The organism is Yoonia maritima (assembly GCF_002933395.1).
GTDB classification, from domain to species: domain Bacteria; phylum Pseudomonadota; class Alphaproteobacteria; order Rhodobacterales; family Rhodobacteraceae; genus Yoonia; species Yoonia maritima_A.
Map to the genome: position 1 here is coordinate 93,787 of NZ_PKFN01000013.1, position 16,785 is coordinate 110,571.

A 16,785-nucleotide genomic window follows, 5' to 3' on the forward strand; every position below is an offset into this window, starting at 1 on the left:
AGATCAAAAGACGCTTTTGAATTCGTCGATGTTGCTGGCGTCGTATTTGAACGGCGTCGACATTGCTGCCTCGTTATTGTCGTCCAATGTGGCAGTGCCCATCCGGCCCATGCCGATTTCTGCGCCGACTTCGGCTGTCGCGGCATCTGTCGCCAGATTGTAGGCTAGCATCGTGGTCGCATAGCCTAGATCAACTGGGTTCCAGATCGCGAAGGATTTTGACGCACCGCTTTCAATTGCGCCAGCCATTTCCGACGGAAGACCAAGACCGGTCACGTTAACTTCGCCAATCTTGCCAGCGTCAGCCACGGCTTGGGCGGCTGCGACGATACCGACAGAGGTCGGCGCAATGATTGCATCCAAGTCAGGGTAAGTCTGGATAAGACCCTGAGTCTCGCGGTAGGATTTGTCAGCCAGATCATCGCCGTAAACTGTTGCGACGACTTCGATGTTTAGATAATCGCCCATGACGGCGTTCATTTCTTCAATCCAGATGTTCTGGTTTGTCGATGTAGACGTCGCTGACAAAATGGCGACCTGACCGCCGTCTGGCATTTCATCTGCCGCCAGTTTGATGATGGTTTGACCGATCAGCGCGTTGGATGAAGGTGATAGGTGCATTTCGCGACCTTCAGGTGCAACGCCTGAATCCCATGAAATAACTGTGATCCCACGATCCATCGCTTTTTGCAGCGCGGGTACCAGCGCGTCAGGGTCGTTTGCAGAAACGGCGATCGCGTCAACGCGCTGCGCAATCAGCGAATTGATGACTTCGATCTGTCCTTCTGCGGTGGTGTCAGTTGGACCGGTATAGATAATTTCTACTCCACCCAATTCACCGGCGGCTTCTTCTGCGCCGCGTGCTGCGGCCTCGAAGAAACCGTTGCCCAGTGATTTAACGACAAGCGCGATACGCACGTCGTCGGCCATAGCTGTTGTCGCAATGAATGATGTCGCAAGCCCTGCGGCAAGTGCGATTTTCTTTGATAAGCTCATGTTGTTCCTCCCTAATGAGCAGTCGTGCGTTATCCCACTTCGCGCTTTTCCTCCTCGGCACGGGTCGGGGTAACGGTAATTAATCTGACGCCAGCCGCGTCGATCATGCTGGCATGGGCGTCCTCAATCCTGTCGTCGGTAATAATGGTGGCAATCTGATCAAGGCCGCACAAAATGAGGCTAGACCGCGATTTGAATTTTGTGCTGTCAGCAAGCAATACAACTTCGTCCGCTTGGCCCATCAGCTTGTTTTCGGCCTGAATGATAAGCGGGTCTTGCTCCATCACGCCCAGTTTAGACACGCCTTGGCATCCAAGAAATAGACGCTTGGCGCTAAAGTTTCGGGTGACGTCATTATCGAACGGCGACAAAATGATGTTCTGTTCGCGATAGATCGTGCCGCCCGACAGCATGACCGTGTTCTTGGATTGGTGCAGCAGATGTTCCGCTATGGGGAAAGAGTTTGTGAAAACAAGACACCGCTTGTTTGCCAGCGGATGCACCATCTGAAACGTAGTCGTGCCGCCGTTGATAATGATCGGATCCCCATCATCGCATAGTTCGACTGCTGCACTCGCAATTGCGCGTTTTTCGGCGATCTTGTGGGTTTCGTTCATCGAGAACGGACGCCCCTTAAGACCGACGAACTGTGGTGGAGCGATTGATTCTGCCCCACCCCGCACGCGGCGCAGCTTTTTCTGCATATGAAGCGTGGCGATATCGCGGCGCACGGTGGCTTCTGACGCTTCTGTCAGTTCGACCATTTCGGCAACCGTGACAACGGGCCGGGCTTCTACAGCAGAGAGAATAACGCGGTGGCGTTCGCTTTCGATCATGGTTTTTTGTCCCGTTCTTTGGTCGCAGCTTCAATCATTCAACCAGTCATTGTCAATCAATTTCTTTCATTATTGATCGTTTCTGCGGCGCAGCGTGATCGATAATGATTGAAAGTGATTGACGTGACGCTCGATCTCGCGCAGTAATCTGGCAAACGTGACCAATTACTGGTCTCGAATGGGAGGAAAACCATGCCGACATCTTCGCCAAAGGCGCGACTTGAAAACCTATGGGACGATGCAACTGCTTCAAACATGACCGAGCCTGAAAAGCTACTGTATCGGTCCAACCTTTTGGGGTCCGATAAGCGCGTCACCAATTATGGCGGGGGCAATACTTCGGCCAAGGTCATGGAGACGGACCCGCTAACGGGTGATCAGGCCGAGGTTCTTTGGGTCAAAGGGTCGGGTGGTGATATCGGTTCGATCAAGATGGACGGATTTTCAACGCTCTATATGGACAAGCTGAACGCCCTTAAGGGATTGTATCGCGGTGTCGAATTTGAAGACGAGATGGTCGGCTATCTTCCTCATTGCACGTTCAATCTAAACACGCGTGCGGCGTCGATTGATACGCCGTTACACGCCTATGTGCCGCGCAAGCATGTTGATCACGTACATTCAGATGCGATCATCGCGATTGCTGCTTCCAAAGACGGTATTGCGCTTACCCAAGAGATTTTTGGCGATACAGTTGGTTGGCTACCTTGGAAGCGCCCCGGTTATGAACTGGGTTTGTGGCTGTCGGATTTTTGCGAAAAGAACCCAAATGCGAAAGGTGTTATTCTGGGGTCGCATGGTTTGTTCACATGGGATGATGATGCCAAGGTTTGTTATGAAACGACGCTAGAGGTGATTAACACCGCGACGGCGTGGCTTGAAAAAAAGACGGCGGATGTGCCCGCATTCGGCGGACAAAAACATACAGCTTTGTCTGCGGATGAACGTCGCCGTGTCGCAGCAGCACTGATGCCTGCGATCCGCGGTATGATTTCCGAGGATAGCCATAAGGTTGGTCATTTCGATGATCAGGACGCTGTCCTGCAATTTGTCGGTTCAAATGATATGGAGCCTTTGGCCGCGCTGGGCACGTCGTGCCCTGACCATTTTTTGCGCACTAAAATCCGCCCATTGGTTGTCGATTTCGATCCAGCGAACCCTGATATTGACGGGACGCTGGCGGGTCTGGCTGGCATGGTCGCTGATTACCGCGCGGATTACACTGCCTATTACGAACGCTGCAAACACGATAACAGCCCTGCAATTCGTGACCCCAATGCGATAGTATACCTCGTGCCCGGCGTTGGCATGATCACCTTTGCAAAGGATAAGGCGACGGCGCGCGTGTCTGGTGAATTCTATGTTAACGCGATCAACGTGATGCGCGGCGCACACGCAATCAGCGAATACCAAGGCCTACCTGAACAAGAGGCGTTCGATATCGAATATTGGTTGCTAGAAGAAGCAAAGCTGCAGCGCATGCCAAAGCCAAAAGCGCTTGCTGGTCGCGTTGCCATTGTGACTGGTGGTGCTGGCGGCATCGGGGCCGCAACGGCCGAGCGGTATCTGATGGACGGCGCTTGTGTCGTGCTTGCCGATATTGATGCTGATGCATTGGCGTCAACTCGCGATGGTTTAGCCGCGAAATACGGTGCTGATGTTGTGCGCACAGTCGAAATGAACGTGACCTCGGAAGCTGCCGTCGCCCAAGCTTATGCGGATATGGCGGTTGAATTCGGTGGCGTCGATATCGTCGTGTCCAACGCAGGGATCGCATCATCCGCCAAGGTCGAAGACACCACGCTGGAACTATGGAACAAGAATATGTCAATCCTTTCGACCGGCTATTTCCTTGTCGCGCGAGAGGCATTCAAACTGCTAAAGGCCCAAGGCATCGGCGGGTCCATGATCTTTGTTGCGTCCAAGAATGGGTTGGCCGCATCGCCGGGCGCGTCCGCCTATTGCACGGCTAAGGCCAGCGAAATCCACCTTGCCCGCTGTCTAGCGTTGGAAGGCGCGCCTGATGGCATCCGCGTGAACGTCGTGAATCCTGATGCGGTGTTGAAAGGGTCCAAAATCTGGTCAGGCGAATGGTTGACGCAACGGGCATCGACCTATGACACTGACAAAGACGGGTTAGAGGAAATGTATCGCCAGCGGTCGTTGTTAAAACGGTCGGTGCTGCCCGAAGATATTGCAGAGGCGTGTTATTTCTTTGCCGCCGATGTCAGTGCAAAGTCGACAGGGAACATCATCAACGTGGATGCCGGCAACGTCCAAGCGTTCACGCGTTGATCGGGGGATACTATGATTAAGACTGACCAAATTACCGCCGCCAATGCGCAGGCTGAAACAGCGCTGCGTGCGGATTACGATGCCTTGGGCGAACAGCTTGATCGTCGCGGCATCGATATTGCCGCGATCAAGGCACAGGTTTCGGATTACGGCGTTGCCATTCCGTCATGGGGCACTGGCACCGGCGGCACCCGCTTTGCCCGGTTCCCGGGCACGGGCGAGCCTGTGAATATCTTTGATAAGATGGATGACTGCGGTGTCATTCATCAGCTAACGGGTGCGACACCAAATGTGTCCCTGCATATCCCGTGGGATGACGCCCCTGCCGCTGATCTGTTGGCAAAGGCCGAAGAAACCAATTTGGCGTTCGATGCGATGAATTCGAACACCTTTCAGGATCAACCGGATCAGGCGCATAGCTACAAATTTGGTTCGCTTTCACACACGGACATAGCCGTACGCCAACAAGCGATTGAACATAACCTGTACTGTATCGAACTGGGTCAAAAGATCGGGTCAGAGGCTCTGACGATCTGGGTCGGCGATGGGTCCAACTTTCCGGGGCAGGCGCATTTCATTCGCCAGTTTGATCGCTACCTTGATAGCGCGAAAGAGGTCTATGCAGCGATCCCAGATGATTGGCGGTTACTGACGGAACATAAAATCTTTGAACCTGCGTTCTATTCGACCGTGGTTCAGGACTGGGGCACCAACTATCTGATTGCGACTGAATTGGGTGATCGCGCGCAATGTCTTGTTGATTTGGGGCACCATGCGCCAAATGTGAACATCGAGATGATTGTTGCCCGGTTGATCCGGTTCGGTAAATTGGGTGGTTTTCATTTTAACGATAGCAAATACGGTGATGATGATCTCGATACGGGGTCGATCAACCCTTACCAGTTGTTTCTTGTGTTTAACGAGTTGGTTGATGCGACAGGTGCCCCAGGATTTAACCCCGCCCATATGCTTGATCAAAGCCACAACGTAACCGACCCAATCGAAAGTCTGATTTCATCAGCGATGGAGGTTCAACGTGTCTATGCACAAGCGCTGATTGTGGATCGCGATGCGTTGTCGGGCTTTCAAGATGGGAATGATGCATTGATGGCGAGCGAGACGCTCAAACGCGCGTATCGCACTGACGTCGAGCCTATTCTTGCGATGGCGCGTCTTGAAAAGGGCGGTGCGATTAACCCTGTCGCGACTTACCGTGCGTCCGGGTATCGGGCGCAGGTTGCTGAAACACGGCCCGTGTCGTCGGGTGCTGGTGGTGGGATCGTTTAGGTAACGTCGACCAATGCGCCCTTGTGCGACACAACTTTGTGCGACAGGGCGCAGCCTGCGGCAATCGCGAGTGACAGATCTTCGCCGCGCAAGTGACCGGCAAGGAAGGCGGCGTTGAAAGAATCCCCTGCGGCAGTGGTGTCCACTGGCGCGGGATTCAGTACTGGGCTGACTGTCACGGGCGCAGCCGATCCGTTTTGTGCCAGAACATCGTCGGGTCCGTCTTTGACCACAACACAAGTCACCCCGACATTTTCATAGCGGGCAAGCGTCGCGGCCTTGTCAGCGTCGCCGAAAACAGTTGCTTCATCCTCAAACGAAGGTAGCGCAATGTCGGAAACGGCGGCCGCTTTCATGATCCAGTCGCGCATTTCATCCGTGCTGGCCCAAAGCCGGGGGCGAAGGTTGGGATCAAACGCGATGGTGACACCGCGCGCGCGGGCAGCGGACAGTGTGTCCAGCAATGTTTGGCGGTCTTCGGGCTCGACAATCGCGACTGTGATCCCGGAAAAGTAAGCGACATCACCTTTTCCCAGTGCATCAATCGGCGCGCGATGCTGCGCCAGCGTGCGTGCTGCGGCCACGCTACGCCAATAGCTAAAGCTACGTTCGCCGTCCTTGAGAGAAATCATATAAAGTCCGACCGTGCGATCCGGCACCGTCAACAACTCTGGCGTAATTCCGGCGCTACTGATGAATTCAGTCATCTGCCCTGACATCGTGTCGGTGCCGACGCCAGTTAGGTATGAAACTTTCCAATCAGTGGGTAGGTTTTGGCGCAGATACCAAGCAGTATTAAACGTATCGCCTGCAAACCCCATCGCATAGCCACCTTGCGCTTGCGGGGCCATTTCGACCATGCATTCGCCGATCGCCAGTATCTTATTCGTCATTTTTGTTGGCTTTCCATCAGCTCTGGGTGGGATGCGCTGACTTGTTCAAGGATATTCAGGATGCGCGCAAGATGGATGCGTAACTGTTGTTCAGCGCCATCTGGATCGCGGTCACGGATACACTGCATGATGGCCCGGTGGTCATCCAATGCGCTTTTTGCACCAAACGCCAGTGATAGGTAACGCACACGGTCCAAATGTACTTTTTGTTCGTGGATCAGGTTCCACGCGTTTGGATGCCCTGCAATTTCGCAGATGACTTCGTGGAATTCGTCGTCGAGCGCGTGAAAGCCTAATCTATCGTCAGCCTTTATCGCGGCCTCTTGCTGATTGATGAGCCCTTCAAGGCGTAGGATATCGTCATCTGTAATCTTAGAGATAGCAGTGCGCATGCACTCGACCTCAAGCGCGGTGCGGATGAAGCGTGCATCCAGCAACGCTTGTTCAGAGATATATGTGATCGTTGTCGCGCGTTGCGGACGGATCAACATAAAGCCGAGTTCAGATAGACGATAGAACGCATCGCGCACGGGCTGCCGGGATACACCCAAATTTCGGGCGATCTCTGCCTCTGAAACCTTACTGCCGGGGGCAAGTTCAAGTGTGATAATTGCGGAATACAGCGCCTGAAATACTTGGTCAGTGGCTGTCGTCGTTTGCACTTGGGCGAGTGAGGCTAGCGCGGGCATGGTAATTTCCAGTTTGACGTATCTACCAGACTAACATATTAGATGACCAGCCGTATAGCAAGGCATTTGGGGGGAAATCTGATGAAATTAACTGATCCGGACCGTCTTTTTCCGGTCGAATCAGCGACAAGAAAGTTGGCGCGCGACCTTTACGAGAGCGTCGCGGATTTGCCGATCATCAGCCCGCACGGACATTGTGACCCCAGCTGGTTTGCAAAGAACGAGCGGTTTCCAGACCCCGCGCAATTGTTTGTCGTCCCGGACCATTACGTGTTCCGGATGCTTGTGTCCCAAGGGGTGTCGATGGCTGATCTAGGTGTGCCAAGCGCCGATGGTCGTGCGGTCGAAGATGACCCGCGCAAAATCTGGCGTCGTTTTGCTGAAAACTACCATCTGCTCCGTGGAACCCCATCGTCGATGTGGTTGGACCATTCGTTTGAACACGTGTTCGACCTAGGTGAGCGCCTGTCGGCTGATACCGCTGATGCACATTACGATCATATCGACGCAAAGCTGGCCGAGGATGCGTTCCGCCCACGGGCGTTGTTTGACCGCTTTGGGATTGAACTGCTAGCGACGACCGAAAGCGCATTGGATGATCTGAAATGGCACAAGATGATCAACGACAGTGACTGGAATGGTCGCGTTGTGACGACTTATCGCCCGGACAATGTCGTTGATCCTGAATTCGAAGGTTTCGCTGAGAATGTCGCGCAGTTTGGCGCATTGACTGGCGAAGATACATCGACGTGGGAGGGGTACCTTCAGGCGCATCGTGTCCGTCGGGCATTCTTTAAAACCTTTGGCGCGACCGCCAGCGACCACGGTCATCCGACCGCCCGTACCGAAGATATGCCGCAGGCTGATGCTGCGGCGTTGTTTGCTAAGGCATTGGCGGGGACATGTACCCCTGGCGAGGCGGACGCCTTTCGCGGGCAGATGTTAACCGAAATGGCGCGGATGAGCCTTGACGATGGGTTGGTTTTGCAAATCCATCCCGGATCGTTCCGCAACCACTCGGCCAGTGTTTTTGCCGGATTTGGGCGGGATAAAGGTTTCGATATCCCAAGCCAGACTGACTACGTGCACGCGCTGAAACCACTTTTGGATGCGGTTGGAATGGAGCCGTCGCTAACAGTGATCGTCTTTACGTTGGACGAAACTAGCTACAGCCGCGAATTGGCACCGCTTGCGGGGGCCTACCCGGCGCTGCGTTTGGGTCCGCCTTGGTGGTTCTTTGACAGCAACGAAGGGATCAAACGGTTCCGCGAAGCAACGACTGAAACATGTGGGTTCTACAACACTGTCGGCTTTAACGACGACACCCGCGCATTTTGTTCAATTCCCGCCCGGCATGACGTCGCCCGGCGGTCTGATTGTGCGTATCTGGCAAATCTTGTCGCGACTGGGCGGCTTGGTTTGGCGGATGCACATGAGGTCGCGCATGACCTCACTTACCGGCTTGCAAAGCAGGCTTACCGGCTCTGAGGAGAGCCAATTTTCTGGGAGGAAAACAATGACATTTACTAAAACAATCGGTGCGGCACTGCTTGCCAGCGTTGCGATGGCTTCGGCGGCAACCGCGTGCGAAGTAACGCTTCGTTCGTCTGATACACACCCTGATGGTTACCCTACCGTCGCTGCGGTGAACCACATGGGCACTTTGCTAGAAGAGCGCACCGACGGGCGCCTGTGCATCGAAGTATTCCACTCAGCGCAGCTGGGTCAGGAAAAAGATACGATCGAGCAAACACAGTTCGGTGTGATCGACATGAACCGCGTTTCCCTTGGGCCGTTCAACAACATCATTGAAGAAACACAAATTCCTTCGCTTCCATATATCTTCCGTTCAGTTGAGCACATGCACAACGTTATGGATGGTGCTGTCGGCGATCAGATTTTAGAAGCGTTCAGCGACCATGATCTGGTAGGTCTGGCATTCTTTGATGGTGGTTCACGCAGCTTCTACAACTCGCAAAAACCAATCAACTCTATCGAAGATCTTGCTGGTCTTAAATTCCGCGTGATGCAGTCTGACATGTTTGTTGATATGGTTTCTGCGCTGGGCGCAAATGCGACACCGATGCCTTATGGCGAAGTATATTCTTCGATCCAAACTGGCGTGATCGACGGCGCGGAAAACAACTGGCCTTCATACGACAGCTCTGGCCACTTCGAAGTTGCACAGTACTACACGCTTGATCAGCACTTGATCGTGCCAGAGGTTCTGGTGATGGCGAAATCCAGCTTTGAAAAGCTGTCTGCTGAAGATCAGGAAATCGTACGCCAAGCCGCACGCGATTCCGTTCCTGTAATGCGTGAACTTTGGGCTGCACGTGAAGCAGAATCAGAAGCACGCATTCGCGAAGCTGGCGTCGAGATCGTCACCGAGATCGACAAAACACCATTCATCGAAGCTATGGTTCCAGTTTACGAAAAATACGTAACTTCACCTGTGCTTCAGCAGATGGTCGCAGACATTCAGGCAACTGAATAATACCAAATTTGGCCTGCAACACATGTTGCGGGCCGATACTTTCGGGGGAATGTCTTTGCAGGGTTTTATGCTAAAATTTGCGGTTTTTACCGGGCTAATCGGGCGCGGTGCGCTTTGGGCGGCAGGAACCGGGTTGGTCTTGATGACTGTGTTGATCGCTGCGCAAGTGTTTTGGCGTTACGTATTGAATGACAGTATTTCGTGGACCGAACCTGCTTCGGTAATGATCATGGGTTGGTTCATATTTTTGGGCGCTGCGGTGGGTATCCGCGAAGGGTATCATCTGTCGTTTGACGTGCTGCTGTATCTGATCCCGCACAAGGGCAAGATGTTCCTTTATTCACTTTCTGATCTGGTCGTGACTGGTTTTGGTACCGGCATGATCTGGTTTGGCTGGCAGCTGGCGGAAAAGACCGCCGGAAATACGCTGCCATCTTTGGGCATTTCTGGTGCCTTTGACTTTATTCCTATCGTTGCTGGCGGCGTTCTTGTCGTGCTTTTCTCGGTCGAGCGTATCGCGCGCCGTGCCGCAGGTCTGCCCACCGCCCGCTTTGGCGACGATAACAGCGAGGCGACCTAAATGGAGCTTTACGTCCTATTTGGAACATTTGTGTTCCTGCTTCTGATCGGTACGCCTGTTGCGTTCTGCCTTGGTGTTTCTAGCTTTGCGACGATTGCCTACCTTGGCTTACCACCTGTCGTTGTATTCCAGCGTTTGAATTCCGGGGTTTCCGTGTTTGCGCTGATGGCGATCCCGTTCTTTATCTTTGCGGGCGACCTGATGGTGCGGGGTGATATTGCCCGACGGCTTGTCGCGCTTGCTGGGGCCTTTGTCGGCCATTTGCGCGGCGGTCTGGGCCAAGTGAACGTGCTGTCGTCTGTCATGTTTGGCGGCGTATCAGGGTCTGCCGCTGCCGATGCCAGCGCCGTTGGTGGCCTGATGGTCCCGCAAATGAAAGAACGTGGATATGATGTCGATTACGCTGTGAACATCACGGTGGTTAGTTCGATCATCGCGCTGCTTTTACCACCGTCACACAACATGATCATCTATTCGATTGCCGCTGGAGGCCGCATTTCAATCGCTGACCTGTTTACCGCAGGCATCGTACCCGGTTTCCTTTTGGCTGTGTCGCTGATGATCGCCGCTTGGTGGGTGGCTGTCAAAAAAGGCTATCCCGTTCAAAAGTTCGAAGGCTTTCGCATGATGGGCACATTGTTTGTGTCTGCTGCGCCGGGGCTGATCCTTGTGGCGATTATCTTTGGCGGGGTGCGGTCAGGTATCTTTACCGCGTCTGAATCGTCGAACATCGCGGTGGTCTATGCGCTGTTGATCACGTTCTTTGTCTACAAAAGCCTAAGCTGGCATGATTTTGTCGAAGCGACATTCGCTGCCGTGCGTACAACCGCGATGGTGCTGTTGGTGATCGGCTGTGCTGCGTCGTTTGGTTGGTTGCTTGCCTACCTCAAAGTGCCAGCAACGATGGTTGAAACGCTGCAGGGGCTTTCGGACAATCCGATTATGATCTTGCTGCTACTGAACGTAGTATTGCTGATCCTAGGCACGTTCATGGATATGTCGCCGCTGATCGTCATCACGACGCCGATCTTCTTGCCTGTTGCCACCGCGTTTGGCGTTGATCCGGTACACTTTGGTGTCATTTTGATCCTGAACCTTGGCATCGGCCTATGTACGCCACCTGTCGGTGCAGTTCTGTTTGTGGGCTGTGCGGTTGGGCGTATCCCAATTTGGGACGCCGTTCGTTCGATCTGGCCGTTCTACGGCGCGGCCTTTGGTACGCTGATGCTTGTCACTTACATCCCGGCGCTGTCGCTTTGGCTGCCGTCACTCTTTCACTGAGGATAACATGACCCAGAAATTCCCCATCGTGCAGGCAGACCCCGGCGTCACGCGTCAGGTTCTGTCCGAAAGCCCCGAACTGATGGTCGTGGCTTTCACCTTTGACAAAGATGGCGAAGGCAAACTGCACAGCCATCCGCACGTCCAATCCACTTATGTGGAATCTGGTCGCTTTGCATTCACCGTCGATGGCGTCGAAACCATTGTCGGGCAGGGCGATAGTTTTGTCATTCCATCCCAAGCTGTTCATGGCTGTCGCTGCCTCGAAGACGGCCGTCTGATCGACACTTTCACGCCGCGCCGTGACGACTTTCTTTAAAAAAGGAACCTCCCCATGCTGAAATCTGAATCCCGCTACGCCATTGATCCCGCAACCACGAAAACCCTCGATACCGAAGGGCTGCGCAGCCACTTCCACGTTGGTGATCTGTTTGCCGACGGTGAAATTCGTCTGGTGTACAGCCACTATGACCGCTTAATCCTTGGGTCGGCTGTTCCGGGCAATGGTACGCTGACGCTGGCTGACATGCCCGAAACCGGCACGAAGACATTCCTTGAACGTCGTGAAATGGCTGTGCTGAACATTGGCGAAACAGGGGCCGTCAAAGTCGATGGCGCTGCGTACGAATTGGCCAAAGGCGAAGTTCTGTATGTGGGTATGGGCGGCGGCGCTGTTGAGTTTTCTGGCGCTGGCCGTTTCTACATTCTGTCGGCCCCTGCGCACCAGACCTACCCAACCACGCACATCAAAGAATCTGATGCGCGCCGCGTTGAAATGGGTTCACGTGAACAAGCAAACGAGCGTGTTATCATTCAGGTGCTACACCCGGACGTTTGCAAAAGCTGTCAGTTGTTGATGGGTTACACCCAGTTCAAGCCGGGTTCATTGTGGAACACAATGCCTGCCCACCGTCATGACCGCCGGATGGAAGCATACCTGTACTTTGACGTAGATGCTGACCAGCGGGTGTTCCACTTTATGGGTGAACCATCGGAAACACGTCACATGGTGATCGCCAACGAAGAAGCCATCATTTCTCCGCCTTGGTCGATCCACTGCGGCGCGGGCACTGGGTCTTATACGTTCTGCTGGGCGATGGCTGGCGACAACGTTGATTTCACAGACATGGACATGGTTCCAATGGGAGACTTGCGTTGAACCCCTTTGACCTCACTGGAAAACGCGCCCTTGTGACGGGCGCGAACACTGGCATTGGTCAGGCGATTGCGGTCGCTTTGGGCAATGCGGGTGCGCAAGTGGTCTGTGCGGGACGATCCGGCATGGATGAAACACTGGCGTTGGTCCCCAATGGGACCGCGCTAAAGCTTGATTTCGCAGATCCGATGGCTGCCACAGGTGTTTTCGCTGATCAACAGATCGACATCCTTGTGAATAACGCAGGCATCATCCGCCGCGATGATAGCGTTGATTTTTCCGAGGCCGACTGGGATGACGTCATGGATGTGAACCTGAAGGCTGTGTTCTTTACCTGCCAAGCATTTGCCAAGGCGGCTTTGGCACGTGGGAGTGGCGGTAAGATCGTCAATATTGCGTCACTGCTTTCGTTCCAAGGGGGCATCCGCGTGCCGTCATATACGGCGTCTAAGCATGGCGTTGCAGGCCTGACAAAGCTGATGGCAAACGAATGGGCCGCCAAAGGGATCAATGTGAACGCGTTGGCACCCGGTTACATTTCGACCAACAACACGACCGCATTGCGCGCGGACGAAGAACGCAACAAAGCAATCCTTGACCGGATTCCCGCCGCCCGTTGGGGTGATGCATCTGACATGGGTGGCGCTGCTGTTTTCCTTGCGTCATCTGCTGCAAACTATGTGCACGGTGCCGTGCTGAACGTCGATGGAGGTTGGCTTGCCCGCTAATCCGCTTCTTACACGTAGCGATGCACCGCGTCCCAAGGTTGGCATTGTCCACCTTGGGCCGGGCGCATTTTTCCGCGCCTTCAACGCGCCTTACACGGCCGAGGCGATGGCGAAATCTGGTGGCGATTGGGGGATTTTGACAGTCAGTCTGCGCAGCGCCGACATCCGCGACAAGTTAAAGCCCCAAGATTGTGCCTACACAGCCGTTGAACTTGCGCCCGAAGGTGCGGAATATACTGTTGTCGAAGCAATCGAAGACATCTTGGTCGCACCGGAAAATCCGGGGGCGGTGCTTGATGCAATGGCTGACCCACAGGTCAAAATCGTATCAACCACGATTACTGAAAAAGGGTACTGCCATAATCCAGCGACGGGTGAATTGCTGCTGGATCACCCTGATATCGCCCATGATTTAACGCATTCCGATGCGCCAAAATCTGCGATTGGATATATTGTGCACGCGCTGAACCGCCGCCGCTTGGCTGGTGTTGCACCGTTCACCATGATGCCTTGTGATAATCTACCAAATAATGGACCACTCACGCGTAGCGTTGTGCTGGGATTTGCGCGGGCGCTGGATGCAGATTTGGCAACGTGGATTGAAGCGAACGTGCGCTTTCCTGCGACGATGGTTGACCGCATCACGCCTGCAACGACCCAAGCCGATGTTGACGCGTTGACCGCGGCGCAAGGTTACATTGATAACGCCTGTGTCATGCACGAACCGTTTCGGCAGTGGGTCATCGAAGATGATTTTGTAAACGGTGATCGTCCTGATTGGGGCGGCGTTGGTGCGCAGTTGGTGCGCGATGTCGAAGCGTTTGAATTGATGAAGCTGCGGTGCCTAAATGGCACCCATTCTACATTGGCCTATCTGGGTTACTTGGCTGGGTATGAAACGATTTCTGAAACGGTTGCTGATCCTGCGTTTGTGAATTTGATCAACTCACTATGGGAAAATGAAATCACGCCAACCGTGCCGCAGCCCGAAGGCGAAGATCTGTTGGCCTATTGCGCGGCATTGCTAAAACGATACCAAAACCCGTCGATCCGCCACCGAACTTGGCAGATCGCGATGGATGGTTCGCAGAAACTACCGCAGCGCTTGTTGGGGACTGTTGCCGATAACCTTGCCGCTGGTCGCGATATTCCGGGGCTTGCATTGGGTGTTGCTGGATGGATGCGATACATCGGCGGAGTCGATGAAAAAGGTGCACTGATCGAGGTAAAAGATCCCCTGTCTGATAGACTGCGTGCGACGTACGACAGTAGTGGCGACCCCGAAGAGAAGGTGGTCGCTTTGCTGAATATCAAAGAAGTCTTCGCACCTGATCTGGCGAATAACACAGTGTTTCGTCGTGCCGTTACGCAGGCATTTTTGCGTTTGTGCCACGATGGCGCGCGTGCAACGGTTCAAGGGTTTAGCTAATGCAAGAAACATGGCGTTGGTACGGACCTTTTGACAACATTACACTGCCAGAGGTCGCGCAAACGGGCGCGACTGGGATTGTAAATGCTTTGCACGAAATCCCCTATGGCGAGGTGTGGCAACCAGAACCCATCAACGCCCGCGCAGATGAAATACGTGCGGCCGGGTTCGACTGGTCTGTCGTGGAAAGCCTGCCGATCCACGAACGGATCAAACGTGGCGAAGGCGATCTGACACAATTGTTCGCGAACTACCGTCAATCTATGGCGCACTTGGCCGCGGCTGGCGTGCAGGTTATTTGCTATAACTTCATGCCCTTGCTTGATTGGACACGTACCGATCTTGCAGCGCCTGTTGCACGCGGAGGGACATGTCTCAGGTTCGAAGCCTACCGCATGGCTGCGTTCGAAATTCACATGCTGGGTCGTGCCAAAGCCGAGGACGATTACCCCGAAGAAGTACGTCATCGCGCTGCGATTTGGTTCCAGCAGTCGACTGACGCCGACCGCGAAGCGCTGCTTCACGCGATTATGTCGGGCTTGCCCGGTGCATATGATCGCTATGATGTGGATGGGTTGCACGATGCGTTGAAATTATATGACGGTCTCGACCGCGCAGCGCTTCGGGCAAACTATAAACGGTTTCTTGAAGAAATCATTCCGACGGCCGAAGACCTTGGAATGCGACTTTGCGTTCACCCTGATGATCCGCCGCGCGATATTTTGGGGTTGCCCCGGATTGTGTCGGATGCTGCAGATATTGATTGGATCATGTCTGCACATGACAGCAACGCAAACGGGCTGACGCTGTGCGCCGGATCGTTGGGTGCTAATCCCGCCAATGATGTTCCTGCAATTGCGGCAACCCATGCTGAACGTATTCACTTTGCCCATCTGCGGAACGTACGCAAAGATCCAGACGGCGCGTTTGAAGAAGCGGCGCATCTGGAAGGCGATACCGATATGGTCGCGCTGATCAAAGTGCTGTTGGATGAAGAAAAGCGACGCGAGTCCGAAGGTCGCGTCGATGCATCAATCCCGTTTCGTCCCGATCACGGTCATGACCTGTTGTCTGACGCTGACCGCGAAACCCATCCGGGTTATCCGCTGATCGGGCGCTTGCGCGGGCTGGCAGAATTGCGTGGCGTGATCGCAGGATTATCGCACGTGGGTTAAGAGATTTCGTCTGCATCAATCGGTGACGAGCCCGCCCAACGATACCGCGACGGGCTCGCTCCGATGTATTGTTTGAACATCCGGCTAAAGAAATAGGGGTCGGAATAGCCCAGCTCTGCGGCAACCTCTTTCACTGACAATCCAACGCCCAGACGGTTTACGGCGAATTCCATCCGTTTAAGTTCGCGGTATTTTTGTGGGGTCATGCCAATCCGATCACGGAAGGCACGCCGAAAATAGTCCGCGTTGTATGGAACAGCAGCCAATGCCTCGGTTAGGCCGCCAGCACCAACGGGGTCCGCGGCAAGCCGGGATGCAGTTAGCATAATCTGAAGCGATAGCTGATCTTGGTCTTGTTGTTGATTTGATTGCATGCGCCATCCGATCAACGCATCGTCCAGATATGCCAGCAGCAGCACCATGAACTGGTGATGCGCGGCAAGTGTGGTCGCGGTCCCTTGAGGGGTATTTCGAAAATGCCGAACCAGCGGTTCTAATACATCCCAGTTGGACAGCCGCACACAGCGGTTCAAATCCATCTTGCTGATCACGTCGCCACGCCCGAATAATTCGAGCGAAAAATGCTGGGCGACGCCGGTCACGACCTCGCCAGACCCGGCGTATTTCCCCCTGAATCGTTGATACGCTGGTATTAGCATCGCCATTCCCGGCTCAAGCAATATTTCTTCGCCGATGATGTCATATTTCGCCGTCCCGCTAAGGCAAATGACCAGGTCATGATCGGGGTTAACCTTGTTTATTTTCCAGCTTGGCGTGTGGTGCATTCGGATCGCTGTACGGGCCAGTTTCAAAGAAAATGCCTGAACTGGCATGCCTGCAAGCAAAGAGTGTTCGATTTTATCCATCTTTTTGTTGCATACTGTTCATTCAAGGGCCCCTACTGCCAGATTAACATAACAGGCAATAAACAAATCGTCTGCAA

General features: G+C 54.0%; 16 protein-coding genes. 11 read left to right on the top strand and 5 right to left on the bottom strand.

The genetic code is table 11. The annotated features are described in order from the left end of the window. Positions 1 to 3: 3 nt before the first annotated feature. Positions 4 to 996, bottom strand: coding sequence for a rhamnose ABC transporter substrate-binding protein (gene rhaS / locus CYQ09_RS16490; RefSeq protein ID WP_106746491.1), 993 nt, complete (start codon positions 994 to 996; stop codon positions 4 to 6). Between the two features lie 29 nt (positions 997 to 1,025). Further along, the gene (locus CYQ09_RS16495; protein ID WP_106746492.1) at positions 1,026 to 1,832 is read right to left on the bottom strand and encodes a DeoR/GlpR family DNA-binding transcription regulator; all 807 of its coding nucleotides are present in this window, start codon (positions 1,830 to 1,832) and stop codon (positions 1,026 to 1,028) included. Between the two features lie 192 nt (positions 1,833 to 2,024). Here CYQ09_RS16495 and CYQ09_RS16500 point away from each other — a divergent pair, with 192 nt between their 5' ends. Further along, on the top strand, positions 2,025 to 4,127 hold the full coding sequence (locus CYQ09_RS16500; protein ID WP_106746493.1) for a bifunctional rhamnulose-1-phosphate aldolase/short-chain dehydrogenase: 2,103 nt from the start codon (positions 2,025 to 2,027) through the stop codon (positions 4,125 to 4,127). Between the two features lie 12 nt (positions 4,128 to 4,139). Further along, entirely contained in the window at positions 4,140 to 5,414 is a 1,275-nt protein-coding gene (rhaI, locus tag CYQ09_RS16505) for an L-rhamnose catabolism isomerase (RefSeq protein ID WP_106746494.1), read from the top strand. Here rhaI and CYQ09_RS16510 read toward each other — a convergent pair. Both CYQ09_RS16510 and CYQ09_RS16515 read right to left on the bottom strand, forming a co-directional pair. Continuing rightward, positions 5,411 to 6,307, bottom strand: a complete 897-nt coding sequence (locus CYQ09_RS16510) for a sugar kinase (protein ID WP_106746495.1) — start codon at positions 6,305 to 6,307, stop codon at positions 5,411 to 5,413. The two genes, rhaI and CYQ09_RS16510, sit on opposite strands and share 4 nt — an antisense overlap. Continuing rightward, positions 6,304 to 6,996, bottom strand: coding sequence for a GntR family transcriptional regulator (locus CYQ09_RS16515; RefSeq protein WP_106746496.1), 693 nt, complete (start codon positions 6,994 to 6,996; stop codon positions 6,304 to 6,306). Before CYQ09_RS16515 ends, CYQ09_RS16510 begins: the two co-directional genes overlap by 4 nt. Positions 6,997 to 7,077: 81 nt before the next feature. Between CYQ09_RS16515 and uxaC the strand changes: the two genes are divergently transcribed. The 9 genes from uxaC (at position 7,078) to uxuA (ending at position 15,842) form a co-directional block, all read left to right on the top strand. Then, entirely contained in the window at positions 7,078 to 8,484 is a 1,407-nt protein-coding gene (uxaC, locus tag CYQ09_RS16520) for a glucuronate isomerase (RefSeq protein WP_106746497.1), read from the top strand. A gap of 28 nt (positions 8,485 to 8,512) precedes the next feature. Next, positions 8,513 to 9,493, top strand: coding sequence for a TRAP transporter substrate-binding protein (locus tag CYQ09_RS16525; RefSeq protein ID WP_106746498.1), 981 nt, complete (start codon positions 8,513 to 8,515; stop codon positions 9,491 to 9,493). Between the two features lie 67 nt (positions 9,494 to 9,560). After that, positions 9,561 to 10,073 carry a TRAP transporter small permease gene (locus CYQ09_RS16530; RefSeq protein WP_106746571.1) on the top strand — a complete coding sequence of 171 codons (513 nt, stop codon included), beginning with the start codon at positions 9,561 to 9,563 and terminating at the stop codon, positions 10,071 to 10,073. Continuing rightward, on the top strand, positions 10,074 to 11,354 hold the full coding sequence (locus CYQ09_RS16535) for a TRAP transporter large permease (RefSeq protein WP_106746499.1): 1,281 nt from the start codon (positions 10,074 to 10,076) through the stop codon (positions 11,352 to 11,354). A 7-nt stretch (positions 11,355 to 11,361) separates the two neighbouring features. After that, entirely contained in the window at positions 11,362 to 11,673 is a 312-nt protein-coding gene (locus tag CYQ09_RS16540; protein WP_106746500.1) for a cupin domain-containing protein, read from the top strand. Positions 11,674 to 11,688: 15 nt separating this feature from the next. Continuing rightward, complete coding sequence (kduI, locus tag CYQ09_RS16545) at positions 11,689 to 12,513, top strand: 5-dehydro-4-deoxy-D-glucuronate isomerase (protein ID WP_106746501.1); 825 nt, start codon at positions 11,689 to 11,691, stop codon at positions 12,511 to 12,513. Further along, the gene (gene kduD, locus CYQ09_RS16550; RefSeq protein WP_106746502.1) at positions 12,510 to 13,238 is read left to right on the top strand and encodes a 2-dehydro-3-deoxy-D-gluconate 5-dehydrogenase KduD; all 729 of its coding nucleotides are present in this window, start codon (positions 12,510 to 12,512) and stop codon (positions 13,236 to 13,238) included. The genes kduI and kduD overlap by 4 nt, the downstream gene beginning before the upstream one ends. Continuing rightward, a complete protein-coding gene (locus tag CYQ09_RS16555) occupies positions 13,228 to 14,667 on the top strand; it encodes a mannitol dehydrogenase family protein (protein WP_430383356.1) in 1,440 nt (479 codons plus the stop codon). The genes kduD and CYQ09_RS16555 overlap by 11 nt, the downstream gene beginning before the upstream one ends. Then, a complete protein-coding gene (uxuA, locus tag CYQ09_RS16560) occupies positions 14,667 to 15,842 on the top strand; it encodes a mannonate dehydratase (RefSeq protein ID WP_106746504.1) in 1,176 nt (391 codons plus the stop codon). Before CYQ09_RS16555 ends, uxuA begins: the two co-directional genes overlap by 1 nt. Here the strand turns inward: uxuA and CYQ09_RS16565 are convergent. Then, the gene (locus CYQ09_RS16565; RefSeq protein WP_106746505.1) at positions 15,839 to 16,708 is read right to left on the bottom strand and encodes a helix-turn-helix domain-containing protein; all 870 of its coding nucleotides are present in this window, start codon (positions 16,706 to 16,708) and stop codon (positions 15,839 to 15,841) included. The two genes, uxuA and CYQ09_RS16565, sit on opposite strands and share 4 nt — an antisense overlap. Positions 16,709 to 16,785: the final 77 nt, after the last annotated feature.

Excerpts from the sequence above, each read along its gene's own strand:
- CYQ09_RS16500 (WP_106746493.1), top strand. The coding sequence starts at position 2,025 with ATGCCGACATCTTCGCCAAAGGCGCGACTTGAAAACCTATGGGACGAT.
- CYQ09_RS16495 (WP_106746492.1), bottom strand. The coding sequence starts at position 1,832 with ATGATCGAAAGCGAACGCCACCGCGTTATTCTCTCTGCTGTAGAAGCC.
- rhaI (WP_106746494.1), top strand. The coding sequence starts at position 4,140 with ATGATTAAGACTGACCAAATTACCGCCGCCAATGCGCAGGCTGAAACA.
- CYQ09_RS16535 (WP_106746499.1), top strand. The coding sequence starts at position 10,074 with ATGGAGCTTTACGTCCTATTTGGAACATTTGTGTTCCTGCTTCTGATC.
- CYQ09_RS16565 (WP_106746505.1), bottom strand. The coding sequence starts at position 16,708 with ATGGATAAAATCGAACACTCTTTGCTTGCAGGCATGCCAGTTCAGGCA.
- CYQ09_RS16530 (WP_106746571.1), top strand. The coding sequence starts at position 9,561 with ATGCTAAAATTTGCGGTTTTTACCGGGCTAATCGGGCGCGGTGCGCTT.
- CYQ09_RS16515 (WP_106746496.1), bottom strand. The coding sequence starts at position 6,996 with ATGCCCGCGCTAGCCTCACTCGCCCAAGTGCAAACGACGACAGCCACT.
- kduI (WP_106746501.1), top strand. The coding sequence starts at position 11,689 with ATGCTGAAATCTGAATCCCGCTACGCCATTGATCCCGCAACCACGAAA.
- CYQ09_RS16540 (WP_106746500.1), top strand. The coding sequence starts at position 11,362 with ATGACCCAGAAATTCCCCATCGTGCAGGCAGACCCCGGCGTCACGCGT.
- uxuA (WP_106746504.1), top strand. The coding sequence starts at position 14,667 with ATGCAAGAAACATGGCGTTGGTACGGACCTTTTGACAACATTACACTG.
- rhaS (WP_106746491.1), bottom strand. The coding sequence starts at position 996 with ATGAGCTTATCAAAGAAAATCGCACTTGCCGCAGGGCTTGCGACATCA.
- uxaC (WP_106746497.1), top strand. The coding sequence starts at position 7,078 with ATGAAATTAACTGATCCGGACCGTCTTTTTCCGGTCGAATCAGCGACA.
- CYQ09_RS16510 (WP_106746495.1), bottom strand. The coding sequence starts at position 6,307 with ATGACGAATAAGATACTGGCGATCGGCGAATGCATGGTCGAAATGGCC.
- CYQ09_RS16525 (WP_106746498.1), top strand. The coding sequence starts at position 8,513 with ATGACATTTACTAAAACAATCGGTGCGGCACTGCTTGCCAGCGTTGCG.